Source organism: Streptomyces sp. Ag109_O5-10 (genome assembly GCF_900105755.1).
Classification (GTDB): Bacteria; Actinomycetota; Actinomycetes; order Streptomycetales; family Streptomycetaceae; genus Streptomyces.
On sequence record NZ_FNTQ01000001.1, the window covers coordinates 8,329,289 to 8,342,297 of the forward strand.

A 13,009-nucleotide genomic window follows, 5' to 3' on the forward strand; every position below is an offset into this window, starting at 1 on the left:
GGTGCGCAAGTGGGCCGGCGGGCGGCAGACGTCCTCGCCGAGCGGGGTCAGGCGGTACTCGACGCGGGGCGGGACCTCCGGGCAGATCTCGCGGTGCGCCAGGCCGTGGTCCTCCAGACGGCGCAGCGTCCGGGTGAGAACCTTCGGGCTCATCCCCTGCAGCCGCGCGCGCAGGCCCCCGAAGCGCCGGGGACCCTCCTCCGGCGCGCCCAGGGCGAGGCGCTCCACTTGTCGGCGGGCGGATCCAGCATGTCGCGGCAGAGGCGGGCGGCAAGACAGACGCTCTTCGGGTCGTCGCCCAGGTCAGCCGTGGTCGGCATGCAGCAATGGCACCCAACAGGAACCATGGGCCCTTGCGGGTAACCACGATCCGTTTCGTACTGGCGCGGACGTGGCCGCAGGCACGGACCGCCTGCCCGCGGGTGCCGTCGGCGCGGCCGCGTTCTGCCGACGCACCTGGACCGGAGCGGCGTCGTCCGCGGCTCCCGGAACACGCACCCATGGAAAGGCCGGACCACCATGAACGCCACGTACGACATCCCCGCGACGATGCCCGCGGTCGCCTACCGCAAGTCGCTGCCCGTCGAGGACGCCGAGAGCCTGGTCGACGTCACCCTGCCCACCCCGGAGCCGGGACCCCGCGACCTGCTGGTGCGCGTCGAGGCGATCGCCGTCAACCCGGTGGACTACAAGATCCGGCAGAGCGCCGACCCGGGCGGCGAGCCGAAGGTGCTCGGCTGGGACGCCGCCGGGACCGTCGTCGCCGTCGGCGGCGAGGTGGAGCTCTTCTCGTTGGGCGACGAGGTGTACTACGCCGGCGCGGTGGACCGGCCGGGCGCCAACTCCCGCTACCACGTGGTCGACGAGCGCATCGTCGCCCGCAAGCCCTCCACCCTCTCCTTCACCGAGGCCGCCGCGCTGCCGCTGACCTCCCTCACCGCGTGGGAGGGACTGTTCGAGCGGCTCGGCCTGCGCACGGGCGCCCTGGAGCAGACCGGTGCCCTGCTGGTCACCGCGGCCGCGGGCGGCGTGGGCTCGATCACCACGCAAATGGCCTGCGCCCTGACCAGCCTCACCGTCATCGGCACGGCGTCGCGCCCCGAGAGCGTCGACTTCGCGCGCCGCATGGGTGCCCACCACCTCGTCGACCACCACCGGCCACTGGCCGCACAGCTGGCCGAAGTGGCCCCGAACGGCATCGACTTCGTTTTCAGCACCACCGGGACCGAACGCAACCTGACCGCGTACGCCGAGTCGCTCACCCCCTTCGGCCGGATCGTCGCCATCGACGACTTCGAGACGCTGCCCATCGGCGTGCTCAAGCCGAAGAGCATCTCCTTCCACTGGGAGTTCATGTTCACGCGGTCGATGTTCCGTACGGCCGACCAGAGCATGCAGCACCACATCCTCACCCAGGTCGCCCGGCTGGTCGACACCGGCATTCTCACCACCACGGCCACCCGCGACCTGGGCCCGATCAACGCCGCCAACCTCCGCGCGGCCCACCGCCTCCAGGAGGCCGGCTCCGCCATCGGAAAGACCACGCTCACCGGCTTCTGACGGACCTGAACAAGCAGACCGGGACAACCCCGGGGCGGCGGGGCGTGCTGCGCGGCGCCGCGGTGCCGCGCAGCACGCCGGCCCTCGCCACCGAGGGGAGAAGAACCTGATCCGAGCCGCACGGGAGCGGGCGGGACGCGCCCGTGCGGTCAGTCGATGCAGAACTCGTTGCCCTCGATGTCCAGCATCGGGATGCACGCGTCATTGCCGTCGTACAGCGTCCGCACGTGTACCGCGCCGAGCGGGACCAGCCGCGCGCACTCGGCCTCCAGCGCGGCGAGGCGCTCCTCGCCCACGAGGCCGGTGCCGACCCGCACATCCAGATGCACCCGGTTCTTGACGGCCTTCCCTTCGGGCACGCGCTGGAAGTAGAGCCGCGGTCCGACTCCCGAGGGATCCACGCAGGCGAACCACGCGTCCCGCTGCTCGGGCGGCTGCGCGCGCCTGTACTCGTCCCACGTGGCGAAGCCCGCCGGCGGCGGCGCCGTGACGTACCCCAGCACCTCGCACCAGAAGTGTGCGAGACGCTCGGGTTCCGCGCAGTCGAAGGTGACCTGGAACTGTTTGATCGCCGGCATCGGCGCACCATAGCAGGCCGAATCCGCGCGCCGGTCAGCCTGTTCCACGGTCCGTCAGCTGGTCGTGGGCCAGGGCGTGGGTGACCGCGGTGGTGCTCTCGTACAGGTCCCGGTACTGGCTGAACCGGCGGGCGTAGACATCCGCGGTCGCGGGATCGGGCCGGACCACCGACTCCGCCGGATTCCAGGCCGCGATGTCGGGCCGGCCGGTCAGCCCGGCGGCGAGGAAGGCGGCACCGTAACTGGCACCGATGGTCGTGCGGGCGACGATCTGTTCGAGACCGGTGACATCGCTGACGATCCGGGGCCACAGTCCGCCCCGGGTGCCGCCGCCGGCCGCGACGATCCGCCGGATGTCGGCGCCGGCCGCGAGCATCGTCTCGACGTTGTGCCGGACCCCGTAGGCGGTGGCCTCCAGCGCCGCCCGCATCAGGTCGCCCCGGGTGTGACCCAGTGTCAGGCCCGCGATCACCCCCCGGGCGTCGGGGTCCATCAGGGGGGTGCGTTCCCCGGCGAAGTAGGGCAGCATCACCAGGCCGTTCGCACCCGGGGGCGACGCGGCCGCCTCGCCGAACAGCACGCCGGAGCCGACGTCGCCGCAGAGGTGCCCGAGCCAGTCGGTGACGGCTCCGGAGGTGGCCATGCCGCCGGCCAGGCAGCGGGTGCCGGGCAGGGCGCCGACCGTGGACCACATCGACGGGCTGGTCACGAGCCGGTCGACGGTGTTCACCAGGAACATGGTGGTGCCGTACATCAGCATGAGGTCGCCGACGCCGTGGCCGCCGACGCTGACGGCCTCGCTCCAGGCGTCGATCGTCCCCACGGTGACCGGTGTCCCGGCCGGGATGCCCGCGACGGGCGTGCTCACCCGGCTGGCCTCCTCGCCCGGCCAGCGCAGCGGGGGGAGTTCGATGCCGGGCGCGATGTGCTCGGCCCACTCGGGGATCCAGCGCCGCTCGTGGATGTCGAACAGGGGGGTGCACTGGCTGGCGGAGTGCAGGTCCAGCACGTAGGCGCCGGTCAGCCGGTGGGCGAGCCACGACGCGGGCATGTAGAGGCGGCGGGCGTGTGCCCACGCGTCGGGCTCCCGTTCGCGGATCCAGGCGAGTTTCGGCCCGACGGCCTGGGACGACAGTGCCGAACCGCACCTGCGGAAGACCGTGTCCGGCCCCAACTCCCGGTTCAGCCGCGTGATCTGTTCCCCGGCGCGGGTGTCCACGCCGTACAGCACCGCCGGCCGCACCGGCTCTCCCGCGTCGTCGACCAGCAGGGTGCACGGGCCCATGCCGCTGACCCCGACGGCCCGGACGGTGACGTCGTCGCGGTCCAGCAGTTCGGCCGCGAGCGAGACGAACTCGTCCCACCACACCTGTGCGTCCATCTCGACATGCCCAGGCCGGGGACGGTCCACCACGTGACTGCGGACGGCCTCGCCCAGGACCCGGCCGGCCGCGTCCACCACCACGCCCTTGGTACTGGAAGTGCCCACGTCCACTCCGAGAACGACGTCGATCACGCGCTGCCTCCCTTGGCGCCGGATGGGCCACCGTAGCCTGCCGCTGCGTGGTGACGCCGTCCGCGACCCGCAGGCCGGCGGCCCGCCGATTCGTACTCAACGGGGCACCCTGCGGCAGTCGTTGACATGCCCCTGCCTTGTGGCTAGCTTCACGGACAGTTCCCGCTCTGCTCCCGGGGCGCTCACGACCCGGGGACCCGTCGAAGCGTTCGTAGCCAAGGCACCTCGTCTCCATGGGTGGACAACGTTGTCAGGCTCGGCCATCAGACCATCCGGCGCGCGCCGTTCCTCATCCGGGGTCGCGTTCCCGACCGCGCCGACAACGTTGTCGGACCCTCAACTTCCGAGTGGAGGAGCAAACCCCGTGATCACACGACTGTCGAGACCGCCCGGCACCACGGCGATCGGACTCCTCGCGGCCGCGGCGCTCGCCGCGGCCGGACTGTGCACGCCGGCGTGGGCCGCAGGGAAGGCCGCGCTCGTCACCTCACCGGCCACTCTCGTCAATCCGTTCATCGGAACGTCGAACCAGGCCGACGACTTCCCGGGGGCCGACGTCCCGTTCGGCATGGTGCAGTGGAGCCCGGACACGCCCTCACGGCCCGACGGCGGGGGCTACGAGTACAACGACTCGTCGATCACCGGCTTCAGCCTGACCCACATCGCCGGCCCCGGCTGCGGCGCGGCCGGTGACATACCCGTGCTGCCCACGGTGGGAGCGGTGAACACCGGTGCCACGGACGCGTTCTCGCACGCCAACGAGACCGCCTCCGCCGGGTCGTACAAGGTCACCCTCAACAACCAGGTGACCACCGAGCTGACCACCACGACCCGCAGCGGCATGGCCCGCTTCACCTTCCCCTCGACCAGCCAGGCCAACCTCGTCTTCAAGCTGACGGGCAGCCAGAACGGCGCCAGTTCGACGCAGTTCACCAAGGTGTCGAACACCGAGGTCAGCGGGCAGGTCACCAGCGGCCACTTCTGCGGGGCGGGAAACACGTACACCGTGTATTTCGACATGGTCTTCGACCAGTCGTTCGCCTCGCAGGGCAGCTCGCTCGCCAAGGCCGCGGCCACCACTCCTCCGGCCACCACCAAGGCCTCGAAGAACGCCGCCGAGAAGCCCAACCGGCCGGTCCTGCACGGCAGGACCGCCGGCAGCGCGGACTCCGGGTCCGCGAGGACCGCACAGGGCGGCGTCGCCCCTGCCGCCGCCGCCTCGAACGGCTACGTCACCTTCAACACCACGAGCAACCCGGTCGTGCAGGCCAAGGTCGGCATCTCCTACGTGTCCGTCGCCAACGCGGTCGCCAACCGGAGCGCGGAGAACACCGGCTGGGACTTCGACGCGACGCGGACCGCGGCGCAGAACGCGTGGAACAGCACGCTCGGCAAGGTGCAGATCGCCGGCGGGACGGCCGCACAGCAGCAGAGCTTCTACACGGCGCTCTACCACTCGCTGCTGCACCCGAACGTGATCAGCGACAGCAACGGCCAGTACTACGGCTTCGACGGGAAGACGCACACCGTGGACGCAGGCCACGGCGCGGTGTACGCGAACTACTCCGGCTGGGACATCTACCGCTCACAGGCCCAGCTCGAAGCCCTCGTCGCCCCCCAGGTCGCCTCGGACACCGCCCAGTCCATGGTCGACGACTACGCGCAGACCGGGATCTTCCCCAAGTGGTCGGAGAACAACGGCGAGTCGTACGTCATGGTCGGTGACCCGGCGGACGCCATCCTCGCCGACTACTACGCCTTCGGCGCCCGGAACTTCGACACCACCGCCGCCCTGGCCGACATGGTGAGACAGGCGAGCACCACCAACAACGACCGCCCCGGCCTCGCCTACCTGAACTCGCCGGGCTACATGCCGCACGACGGCAGCTACGGCTGCTGCAACTTCTACGGCCCGGTGGCCACCACCCTGGAGTACGACACCGCCGACTTCGCGATCTCCGCGATGGCCGGAGCGCTCGGGGACACCGCGAACCAGAAGACCTACGCCAACCGTGCGCAGGACTGGCGCAACGTGCTCAACCCCGCCTCCGGCTTCGTGGAGCCCCGCAACGCGAGCGGCTCGTGGACCGGCGGCTTCGATCCCACCAGCGGCACCGACATGGTCGAGGCCGACTCGTGGATCTACACCGGGATGGTGCCCTTCGACATCGGCGGCCTGGCGCACGCCAAGGGCGGCAACACGGCCATGAACCACTACCTGGACACGGTGCTGCGCAGCTACACGGGCGCCAACGGCTACGCCTGGGTCGGCAACGAGCCGAGCATCGAACTCCCGTGGGAGTACGACTACACCGGGCAGCCTTACAAGACGCAGGGCACGGTGCGGGCGATCCAGGACCAGATCTGGTCGAACACCCCGGGCGGCCTGGCCGACGGCAACGACGACCTCGGCGCGATGAGCGCCTGGTACGTGTGGTCGGCGCTCGGCATGTTCCCCGAGACGCCCGGCACCTCCGACCTCGCCCTCGGCTCACCGCTGTTCACGCAGGCCGTGGTCACGCTCCCGTCGGGCAGGACGCTGACGGTCAACGGCAACGGCGCCGCCGACAACGCCCCCTACGTCCAGTCCGCCGCGTGGAACGGCACGGCGTGGAACAACGCCTACGCTCCCACCGCGGCGATCACGGCGGGCGGCACGCTGGACTTCACGCTGGGCACCGGCGCCAACACCTCCTGGGCGACGACGGCCGGCGCGGCGCCGCCCTCCTACGCGGGCGACACCACCGCGCCCGCCTCGCCGAGGATCGGTCCGCTCACCTCGTCGGTGGCCTCGAACCTGTGCGCGGACGTGGCGTCCTCCGGCACCACCGACGGCACCCACGTCCAGATCTGGGGCTGCGACAGCACGTACGCCCAGGACTGGATCGTCGCGGGCGACGGAACGGTCCGGGCTCTCGGCAAGTGCCTGGACGCCGACCACAGCGGGACCACCAACGGCACGCTGATCCAGCTGTGGACCTGCAACGGCACCGGCGCCCAGCAGTGGACCGCCGGGAGCAACGGGTCGCTGGTCAACCCCGAGTCGAAGCTGTGCCTCGACGACCCCAACTCCTCGACGACGAACGGCACCCAGCTCCAGCTGTACACCTGCAACGGCACCGCGGCCCAGAACTGGAAGCTGCCGGGCTGAGCGGCACGAGCCGGCCGGGCAGCCGAAACGCCCGGCCGGCTCCACGCGCACGCGGCGGTGCTCAGCAGTACAGGTTGGCGCCGGGGGAGACACCGAGGATCGAGGTGAAGCGCTGGTAGGCGTCGACGCGGCTCTGGACCTGGGCCGGGTTGCGGCCGTCGCACTCCAGGGAGCCGTTGATGGAGCGGATGGTCTGGCCGAAGCCGGCACCGTTGACCATGGCGTTGTGCGGGGTCATCGTGCCGGGTCCGCTCTGGGTGTTCCAGTACCACAGGCCGGTCTTCCAGGCGACGGCCGAGTCGTTCTGCACCAGCCAGGGGTTGTCGAGCAGGTCGATGCCGAGCGCGTCGCCGGCCGCCTTGTAGTTGAAGTTCCAGCTGAGCTGGATGGGGCCACGGCCGTAGTAGGCGGCCTGGCCCGCGGGGCAGCCGTAGGACTGGCTCCAGTCGCAGTACGTCGGGTAGTTGGCGGTGTTCTGCTCGACGACGTACACCAGGCCGCCGGTCTCGTGGCTGACGTTGGCGAGGAAGGCGGCCGCCTCCTGCTTCCTGGTGGTGTCACTGCCGGTGGTGGCGAAGCCCGGGTAGGCGCTGAGCGCGGCGGTCAGGCCCTGGTAGGTGTAGAAGCCGTTCCGGTTCGGGAACATCTGGTTGAACTGCGCCTCGCTGACCACGAACCCGGACGGGTTGCCGCCTCCGCCGTTGCCGGCCGGGGCGTTCCACTTCTGGTTGGCGGCGCCGGTGCAGGTCCAGATCTGCAGGCGGGTGCCGTTGGCGCTGTTGTTGTCGCGCACGTCGAGACACTTGTTCGCGGCGGGGTTGACGATGTCGTGGGCGGCGGTGACGACCCACTGCTGGTTCGCTCCGCCGGAACAGTCCCAGAGCTGGACGGCGGCCCCGTCGGCGGTGCCGCGGTCGACCACGTCCAGGCACTTCCCGAGGGCGCGCAGGGTGCCGTCGCCGCTGTTCGACCAGCTCTGGGCGCCGGTGCCGTTGCAGTCGTAGAGCTGGACGGCGGTGCCGTTGGCGCTGTTGGCGCCGGCCACGTCGAGGCATTTGCCGGCCAGCCCGGTGATCTGGCCGGTCGCCGCCTGGGCCGGGGTGACGGTGAACAGGGCGGACAGGACGGCGGCGAGGACGACGCCCAGTGCCGGCCGGCCGAGGACGCGGCGCCCGCGGCGGGGCATGACGAGAGGGAGGCGCATGGAGAGCTGCTCCTGACGTGAAGTGAGAGGGGGGAGCCGTGACCGGTCTGCCGGGGCAGAGGTCTCAGCCGAGGACCCGACGGTGTCGGTCGCCCCTGCCGCAGGTGTTGCGGGTGAGCAGGGCTATGACGGGAGTGCCGCGTGACGCGGCGGTGCGGAAGGGAGCGCGAGCGGCCATGGCGGGAAGGTAAAAGGTCTATACCAAGTCCGTCAAGATGTGAACATGACAGATGTGTCGATGCGCCGCGACCCGAAGGCCGTCAACAGGCCACTGTGAACCGTCGGTTCACCTGATGGCGGCTCAGGGTTCATCCCGGACCTACAAGTTCTTGGGCATGACCTCAAGACCTCGCTTGCGCAAGCGCACCCGGATCGGCATAGCGATCCTTGTCACCGCCGCCGTGGCGGGCACGGGCACCGTCGTGGCCCAGGCCCACGGCTGGCTGTCGGCCCCGGCGCACGACTTCGACGCGGCCGCCGACTCGTTCTCCGGCCACGGCAAGGTGACGGGTGACGTGCTGCGCAACGACTACGGCGCGACCGCGGTCGTGCGACACACCGCCCCGTCCCACGGCACGGCGACGGTCGACGCGGACGGCACGTTCACGTACACGCCGGACGCCGGTTTCAAGGGCACGGACACCTTCACGTACACGGCGACCGACGCCGTACAGCTGTTCAAGGACACGCGGCGCAACGGCGACCCGCTGCCCTCGCTCGCGACGGTCGCAGGCCCGGGCGGTACCGCCACCCGGATCTCCGGCGAGGGCTACGGCTCCGCGCTCACCCCGGTGCCGGGCAAGCCGGGCCGCTTCTACGGTCTCACCGACCGCGGTCCCAACGCCGACGCCCCGGACGGCAACAAGTCCGAGATGCTCACCGACTTCACGCCGCAGGTCGGTGAGTTCAAGCTCGACAAGGGCAGGGCCGAACTGGTCCGGAAGATCACCCTGAAGGGGCCGAAGGGCCTCGGCGGTGTGCCGTACAGCGGCCGTCCGCCGCACGACACGAGCGAGGTCATCGACGACGTCGCCGCGACGAACGCCAGCGGCGGCACGCCCGTGCCCGTCCGGCGTGACCCCTACGGCTACGACTCCGAGGGCCTGGTGGCACTGCCCGACGGCACGTTCTGGGTCTCGGACGAGTACGGTCCGTACCTCACGCACTTCGACGCGAACGGCTATGAACTGGGCCGGCTGACCCCCTACAAGGACAGCCAGGACAACCAGTACCACAAGATCCTCGGCTACCTGCCGGCCGAACTGGCCGACCGCCCTAAGAACAAGGGCATGGAGGGCCTGACGGTCACGCCGGACGGCTCGACCCTGGTGGGCGTCATGCAGGCCGCGCTGCAACAGCCGGATCTCGGCAGCACGAAGGCGTCCAACCTCGCGCCCACCCGCATCGTCACCATCGACCTGCGCACGTTCAGGACCAAGCAGTACCTGTACCTGCTGGACGACCCGGCGACCACGGGTGACGCGAACAGCGAGATCACGGCGCTGTCCGACACGAAGTTCGTCATCGACGAACGTGACGGGAACGTCGAGCCGTTCGCCCGGAAGTCCCTCTACGAGGCCGACATCAACGGCGCCACCGACGTCAGCGGGCTGACCATCGGCGGGAAGTCGCCCGAGGCGTTCGTCGGCAAGGCCGGCACCAACGCCGCGCTCACCGCGCTCACCGGTGCCGGCGTCCAGGTCGCGCAGAAGCAGCCGTACCTCGACGTCGGGACGCTGGTGAGCCAGCTCGACCCCACCGGGACGTTCTTCGGGCACGACAAGGTCGAGGGCGTCGCCACCACGGACGCCGGCAAGACGCTGTACCTGTCCAACGACGACGACTTCGGCATCGACACCATCGCCGTCGACCCCGACGGGAAGTGGACCGTCCACCAGAAGGTGCTGCCGGCCACGGGCCAGACCGACAACGGTGAGATCCTGAAGGTCGACACCGCCAAGTTGCCGGCCGTGCTCAAGACCGTCACGGTCACCGTCCGCGTGAACTGACGCGGCCGACGCGGCGGACCGGGTCCGTCCAGTCGGTGGACCGGCCCGTCCGGCTGCCGACGGCGCCCGCACCGGGCAGTCGCCGCCGGAGGGGTGATCCTCCCGCGTTCCCGCCTCGCCCTCGGGGGCGCGGGCGGGGGCGTTCTCACGGCACGCGGGCGACGCCGACGTAGAAGCCGCTCAGCTCCTGGGCGGGAGCCGGTGTGTCCTTGTACCAGTGGGTCGCCGTGACCAGCCCGGGAGCCACCAGTTCCAGGCCCTCGAAGAACGGCTCGATCTCGGCCCGCGTACGCATGCGCAGGGGGATCTCGCCCTTGCGGTAGGTCGCGTTCACCGACTTGACGAGGTGCGGGTGCTCGTCGGTGGTGCCGTGGGAGAACATGAAGTAGCTGCCCGGGGGCAGCGCGTCGAGAATCGTCCGCGTCAGGCCGTAGGGGTCCTCGTCGTCGGTGATGAAGTGCATCAGCGCGATCATCGACAGCGCGACCGGCCGGGTGAGGTCCAGGAACGTACGGGCGTGGTCGAGGATGGTTCCCGGCCTGCGCACGTCGGCCTCGATGTAGTCCGTGGCTCCCTCGCGACTGCTGACGAGGAGGGCCTCCGCGTGCCGCAGCACGATGGGGTCGTTGTCGGCGTAGGCGACCCGCGCCGACGGCACGATGCCCTGCACGATCTGATGCAGGTTCGGCTCGGTCGGGATGCCCGTACCGATGTCGAGGAACTGGTCGATGCCGTTGCCGGCCAGCCAGGCCGCCGCGCGGTGCATGAACGCCCTGTTGCGCAGGGCGTTGAGACGCGCTTCCGGCGGCAGTTTCGACGCCACCTCCTCATCGACCGGATAGTTGTCCTTGCCGCCCAGCAGCCAGTCGTAGACCCGTGCCGGATGGGGCCTGCTCGTGTCGATACGGCCTTCGGAGGAAGGTAAGGCGGCCATGCATGACTCCAGCGCGCACTAGATCACTGACCGGCTCACCGAGGTCGCTTCGCGCGCCGCGGACGAGGCGGTGGAGGGCGTTGTGATTGTGCCATTGGCCCAGCCTTCGCGCAGAGTTACCGTTCGATGCGGCGATCACAGGGCCGAGCCGCCGGACGCGTCGATGCACTGCCCCGTCACCCAGCGGGAGTCCGTGGAGGCGAGGAAGGCCACGATGTCCGCGACGTCCGCGGGTTCCCCCATCCTGCCGAACGCGGAGAGCGCCGCGTGCCGGGCCTCGGCCTCGGGCGTTTCCCAGCGCCTTCGGTTCATGTCCGTCCTGACGAAGCCGGGTGCCACACAGTTCACCGTGATCTGCCTGGCTCCCAGCTCCTTGGCGAGCGTGTGGGTGAGGGCCTCCAGGGCCGCCTTCGCCATGGAGTAGGCGAGGGCGGACGGGAGGGCGACGCGGGTGGCCGCCGAACTGATGTTGACGATGCGTCCGCCCTCGCGCAGCAGCGGAAGCCCTTCCTGCACGAGAAAGAGCGGGGCCCTGGCATGGACGGCCATGAGCCGGTCGAAGTCCTGCGGGGTCACCTCAAGGACACCGCCCCCGATGTTGAAGCCCGCGTTGTTGACCAGGACGTCCAGCGCGGTCGGCTCGCCCAGGGCGCGCAGGCCGGCCTCGAACCGCTCGTACACGGTCCGGATGCCGTCGGGCTCGTCGAGCGGACCGCGCAGCGGGAACGCCCGCCCGCCCGCGTCGGTGATCAGCGCGACGGTCTCGCGGGCCGAGGACTCGTCACTGCCGTAGTGCACGGCGACGAGCGCGCCGTCCGCCGCGAGCCGGCGGGCGATGGCCCGCCCGATCCCGCGCCCGGCACCGGTGACCAGAGCCGTTCTGCCGTTCAGCGTACTCATCTCGCTCCTACGTCATGAGCGCATCACCTGTGCCGGATGATCGTAACGTGCCGCAGAAGTCGCCCGACCGGCATGCGCGTCGCAACTGACCTGCGGCGACGGGAGCTTGCCGTGCAGAGCGGAACGGCGCGCGGTACCGGACCGGGAAAGCGGCCGCCAGGCAGCACTCGCCGATGAGGCCATGGTGGTCAGCGCTCCTCCGCGTCCCGGGCCGACGGTCGAGAGTTCGGCGATCCGGGCGGCGCCCAGGACGCCGGTCCGCAGGGGGTTCGTCCGTCATACCTCGCACGCTCCGGCGGCCCGGTCCACCCTGATGACTCCTGCACGATGTGAGTCCTTCGTCCTGGACCCGACCTTCTTCTTCCCCGACGGAGCGGCTCAGTCCTGGCCGCCGAAGACGGTCTGGTCCCAGTCGATGACCGAACCGGTCACCACCCCGCTGCGGTCGGAGAGCAGGAGGACGACGAAGTCGGCGATCTCGTCGACCTGCCCGAGCCTGCCCATCGGCTGGGTCGCGGCGGCCTTCTCCCGCCAGTCGTCGCCCGCGCCGTGGAAGGCACGCTGCACCGCGTCCTCGCCCTCGGTGTCGGTCCAGCCGATGTTGAGCCCGTTGATCCGGATACGGTCCCAGCGGTGTGCGTGGGCCGCGTTGCGGGTGAGCCCGGCGAGTCCGGCCTTGGCCGCGGAGTAGGGCGCCAGGAAGGGCGGGCCGCCGTGGGCGCAGTTGGAGATGATGTTGACGATGGTGCCGGGCGCCTTACGGGCGACCATGTCGGCCACGGCCGCCTGCATGGCGAAGAACGGCGCCCGCAGATTGACCGCCATGTGCTGGTCGAACAGTTCCGGCGTGGTGTCCAGGAGCGAGCCGCGCGAGGTCAGCCCGGCCGCGTTGACCAGACAGTCGATACGGCCGTGCGCGTCCAGGGTGCGGACGACGCTGTCCCGCGCCTGCGCCGGGTCCGCGAGGTCCGCGCGTACGAAGCGGGCGCCTGTCTCGGCGGCCAGCTTCTCGCCCACCTCCGCCCGGCGGCCGGTGAGGACGACGCTCGCACCCTCCCGTACCGCGGCCCGCACGATGCCCGCGCCGACGCCCTGGCTGCCGCCGTTGACGAGAACGACCTTGTCCTTGAGGAGTCCCATGAGTCGCGGTGTTCCCT

9 protein-coding genes and 1 pseudogene are annotated in these 13,009 nt (G+C 70.7%); 3 read left to right on the forward strand and 7 right to left on the reverse strand.

What is annotated here, in order from left to right:
• Positions 1-36: 36 nt before the first annotated feature.
• Positions 37-153: pseudogene (locus BLW82_RS45865) on the reverse strand (winged helix-turn-helix transcriptional regulator); the annotation flags it as partial.
• Positions 154-549: 396 nt separating this feature from the next.
• Between BLW82_RS45865 and BLW82_RS37960 the strand changes: the two are divergent.
• On the forward strand, positions 550-1,560 hold the full coding sequence (locus tag BLW82_RS37960) for a zinc-binding alcohol dehydrogenase family protein (RefSeq protein WP_093508482.1): 1,011 nt from the start codon (positions 550-552) through the stop codon (positions 1,558-1,560).
• A 149-nt stretch (positions 1,561-1,709) separates the two neighbouring features.
• Here BLW82_RS37960 and BLW82_RS37965 read toward each other — a convergent pair whose 3' ends face one another.
• Together BLW82_RS37965 and BLW82_RS37970 are read right to left on the reverse strand one after the other, a co-directional pair.
• Positions 1,710-2,138: a VOC family protein gene (locus BLW82_RS37965; protein WP_093506303.1), complete on the reverse strand. Its 429-nt coding sequence runs from the start codon at positions 2,136-2,138 to the stop codon at positions 1,710-1,712.
• A 34-nt stretch (positions 2,139-2,172) separates the two neighbouring features.
• A complete protein-coding gene (locus BLW82_RS37970) occupies positions 2,173-3,651 on the reverse strand; it encodes an FGGY-family carbohydrate kinase (protein WP_093508483.1) in 1,479 nt (492 codons plus the stop codon).
• A 367-nt stretch (positions 3,652-4,018) separates the two neighbouring features.
• Here BLW82_RS37970 and BLW82_RS37975 point away from each other — a divergent pair, with 367 nt between their 5' ends.
• Positions 4,019-6,805 (forward strand): lectin, encoded by a 2,787-nt coding sequence (locus BLW82_RS37975; protein WP_256216088.1) that lies wholly within the window; start codon positions 4,019-4,021, stop codon positions 6,803-6,805.
• Positions 6,806-6,866: 61 nt separating this feature from the next.
• On the opposite strand, the gene BLW82_RS37980 is transcribed toward BLW82_RS37975, so the two are convergent.
• Positions 6,867-8,009 (reverse strand): chitinase, encoded by a 1,143-nt coding sequence (locus tag BLW82_RS37980; protein WP_371131444.1) that lies wholly within the window; start codon positions 8,007-8,009, stop codon positions 6,867-6,869.
• A 335-nt stretch (positions 8,010-8,344) separates the two neighbouring features.
• Here BLW82_RS37980 and BLW82_RS37985 point away from each other — a divergent pair, with 335 nt between their 5' ends.
• Positions 8,345-10,018 (forward strand): esterase-like activity of phytase family protein, encoded by a 1,674-nt coding sequence (locus BLW82_RS37985; RefSeq protein WP_093506307.1) that lies wholly within the window; start codon positions 8,345-8,347, stop codon positions 10,016-10,018.
• Positions 10,019-10,163: 145 nt separating this feature from the next.
• On the opposite strand, the gene BLW82_RS37990 is transcribed toward BLW82_RS37985, so the two are convergent.
• The 3 genes from BLW82_RS37990 to BLW82_RS38000 all read right to left on the reverse strand — a co-directional run bounded on the left by BLW82_RS37990 (position 10,164) and on the right by BLW82_RS38000 (position 12,992).
• On the reverse strand, positions 10,164-10,952 hold the full coding sequence (locus tag BLW82_RS37990; RefSeq protein WP_093506309.1) for an SAM-dependent methyltransferase: 789 nt from the start codon (positions 10,950-10,952) through the stop codon (positions 10,164-10,166).
• Between the two features lie 135 nt (positions 10,953-11,087).
• Complete coding sequence (locus tag BLW82_RS37995) at positions 11,088-11,852, reverse strand: SDR family oxidoreductase (protein WP_093506311.1); 765 nt, start codon at positions 11,850-11,852, stop codon at positions 11,088-11,090.
• Between the two features lie 378 nt (positions 11,853-12,230).
• Positions 12,231-12,992, reverse strand: coding sequence for an SDR family oxidoreductase (locus BLW82_RS38000; RefSeq protein ID WP_093506313.1), 762 nt, complete (start codon positions 12,990-12,992; stop codon positions 12,231-12,233).
• Positions 12,993-13,009 lie beyond the last annotated feature (17 nt).

What these genes read in the sequence shown, in the direction of transcription:
- BLW82_RS38000 (WP_093506313.1), bottom strand. Translation starts at nt 12,992, where the DNA reads ATGGGACTCCTCAAGGACAAGGTCGTTCTCGTCAACGGCGGCAGCCAG.
- BLW82_RS37980 (WP_371131444.1), bottom strand. Translation starts at nt 8,009, where the DNA reads ATGCGCCTCCCTCTCGTCATGCCCCGCCGCGGGCGCCGCGTCCTCGGC.
- BLW82_RS37985 (WP_093506307.1), top strand. Translation starts at nt 8,345, where the DNA reads ATGACCTCAAGACCTCGCTTGCGCAAGCGCACCCGGATCGGCATAGCG.
- BLW82_RS37965 (WP_093506303.1), bottom strand. Translation starts at nt 2,138, where the DNA reads ATGCCGGCGATCAAACAGTTCCAGGTCACCTTCGACTGCGCGGAACCC.
- BLW82_RS37995 (WP_093506311.1), bottom strand. Translation starts at nt 11,852, where the DNA reads ATGAGTACGCTGAACGGCAGAACGGCTCTGGTCACCGGTGCCGGGCGC.
- BLW82_RS37990 (WP_093506309.1), bottom strand. Translation starts at nt 10,952, where the DNA reads ATGGCCGCCTTACCTTCCTCCGAAGGCCGTATCGACACGAGCAGGCCC.
- BLW82_RS37960 (WP_093508482.1), top strand. Translation starts at nt 550, where the DNA reads ATGCCCGCGGTCGCCTACCGCAAGTCGCTGCCCGTCGAGGACGCCGAG.